The organism is Corynebacterium tuberculostearicum, assembly GCF_022347235.1.
In the GTDB taxonomy this organism is placed as follows: Bacteria; Actinomycetota; Actinomycetes; order Mycobacteriales; family Mycobacteriaceae; genus Corynebacterium; species Corynebacterium tuberculostearicum_F.
Genome location: NZ_JAKRDX010000040.1, coordinates 1 through 1942 on the forward strand (window position 1 = coordinate 1; position 1942 = coordinate 1942).

The following is a 1942-nucleotide window of genomic DNA, read 5'->3' on the forward strand; positions in this document are numbered from 1 at the left end:
TCGTAGAGGGCCACGGCATCGCGTTTGAACTGTTCGGAGTACCTGGACATGGTGGTAGATTACCTTTCTTCCAGCCCGACTGGGCTGGATATCAGGTGTCCACCAAACAGGGGTCAGGTCCCTCATCTGCCCGCCAGATTTCAGCCGCGGGCGCACCATCGCCATCGGCGTAGCCGCATATTCGCGCGCAATGCCGCGCATCTCTTCTACCAAGGCTTTCTGCTTATCGACGCCCACCCATCCCGGCACATGCCCCACCCCCGGAGCCACACGCACGCTCGGCCGCGGCAGCGAATCAAAAAGCATGACCTCACCCTAATCCCAGCACCCCAATAAATCGATCCAGAACTTTCCTTCAAAACGGTGGAGTTAGCCTCAAGTCGTGGACACTTAGCGAAGTTTCCTCAGGATTAGGCAGCTGCTTCTCTCCCATATATAAGAAGGGCCCTAGTTATATAGAAATCCCCTCCAGCGTGTGCGTTCACACGCTGGAGGGGATTCGCAGTGATTAAGTCGCGTTAGCGATACAGGCTACTTAACGTAGCTCTGCATGCCCGGCTCAAGCTCAGTTGCGCCGGATGGTACGGACTTAATATCGACACGCTGGGCGTCGGATGGCAGTGCATTGCCGACCTCTTCAGGTTCTTGACCCGGAGCATCGCCGTTGCCGTTGCCATGGCCAGAGTTACCGCCCTCTGGAGCATCCTGGTTGCCTGGCTGGTGGTTGTTGTCACCGTGGCCACCGTTGTGGTTGCCATGATCCTTGTGGTCGAAGTGATCCTTGATGATCTTGCCCAGGCCGATGCCCGGAATCAGGATGAGCCACCATGGGGTCTTGCCGCCCTTCTTATGAGAGGTAACGGTCTGATCCTTATCGTTGATGTCCTTGTGATCAGCAACCTCATTCGGGGTCTCAGAATCGGCAGGCTTATCCTCACCGTTCTCATCAACCTCAGTAGAGGTCAACTCCTCAAAAGCAACTGCAGCCTTAACAGGCTCCGTCACATCATCGTTCACGGTGATGGTGACAGGCTCCATGCCCTTGGACTTCTTCGGGGTGAAGGTAGCTTCACCAGTACCCAGAACAGTCTTGCCGTCCTTCTTGGAAATGAGCTCAGCCTTCAGGGTGTATTCCTTACCCGGAACCAGACCCTCGTAGGAAACCTCATCAACAATCTTGGCACCAGCAACAACCTCGTGGGAACCCTTCTCGAAGTCAGCGTTAGTGGTGATCTTCGGAGTCTTCTTCTCCTCGTTGCTATCAGGCTTGCCCGGGGTCGTCGTCACGCAATCCGAAGGCTTGTCAGAAGTAGTGGTCTCAGAAGCCTCGGAGGTCGTGGTCTCTACAGACTCCGACTCAGAAGGCTCAACGGACTCAGACTCAGACGGCTCCTCAGAAGGCTCAACGCTCTCAGAGCCGCTCGGCTCCTCAGACTCACAAACCTCGCTGGACTCCGTAGTAGAAGACTGCTCGGTAGTGTCCTTACCACCGCCAGGATTTTCTGGGTTCTCAGAGGTCTTGGACGTGGAGGTCTCAGGCTTTTCCGTCTCGTCCTTCGGGGTCGTCGTCACGCAATCCTTAGGCTTGTCAGAAGTAGTGGTCTCAGAAGCCTCGGAGGTCGTGGTCTCTACAGACTCCGACTCAGAAGGCTCGCTGGACTCAGACTCAGACGGCTCCTCAGAAGGCTCAACGCTCTTAGAGCCGCTCGGCTCCTCAGACTCACAAACCTCGCTGGACTTCGTAGTAGGAGTCTGCTCGGTAGTGCCCTTACCACCGCCAGGATTACCCGGATTATCAGGAGACTTGGACGTCGAGGTCTCAGGCGTCAACTCATCATGAGAATCAACAGTCTGAGCCTTGTCATTGATATCCGTGTGCTCAGCAATCTTATTCTCATCGCCAGACTCGGAATCCTTACCAGACGCATCCACCGCAGTAGAC

Annotated in this window: 1 protein-coding gene and 1 pseudogene; both read right to left on the minus strand. The window is 55.6% G+C overall.

Going from position 1 to position 1942, the window contains the following annotated elements; genetic code table 11:
* A pseudogene (locus tag MHK09_RS11550) lies at positions 1-306 on the minus strand (hypothetical protein); the annotation flags it as partial.
* A gap of 225 nt (positions 307-531) precedes the next feature.
* Positions 532-1942, minus strand: a 1411-nt coding sequence (locus tag MHK09_RS11555; RefSeq protein WP_250413611.1) for a VaFE repeat-containing surface-anchored protein, incomplete at its 5' end; no start/stop codon positions are given.